The sequence below is a fragment of the Psychrobacter sp. CoH-33_TS_01 genome, from assembly GCF_058189395.1.
Map to the genome: position 1 here is coordinate 1 of NZ_JBVGQI010000094.1, position 241 is coordinate 241.

At 70.1% G+C, this 241-nt stretch carries 1 protein-coding gene; it reads right to left on the reverse strand.

Annotated features, from left to right (window positions below; translation table 11 throughout):
• A partial coding sequence (locus tag ACZ2XM_RS15675) for a hypothetical protein (RefSeq protein ID WP_490619042.1) occupies positions 1–241 on the reverse strand: 241 nt, incomplete at both ends.

A 241-nucleotide genomic window follows, 5' to 3' on the forward strand; every position in this document is an offset into this window, starting at 1 on the left:
GTGGTTCTGCAGGCCGTGCACCAGGCTCGCCGGCTCCACGCCGAGCTCCAGCGACGTGCGCAGCGTGAGCCGCAGGAACTCCGTGTCGCCGGTCGCGAGGGCGTGGTGGTACGCGGGCCGGTTGATGAAGTCGTAGGACAGGTCCGCGCCGACCGCGCCGGTGTCGCGGATGTCCTCCACCGTCAGGTTGAGCTCCTGGAAGGTGAAGCCGCCGACCTTGCGCACCATGCCGGCGATGACG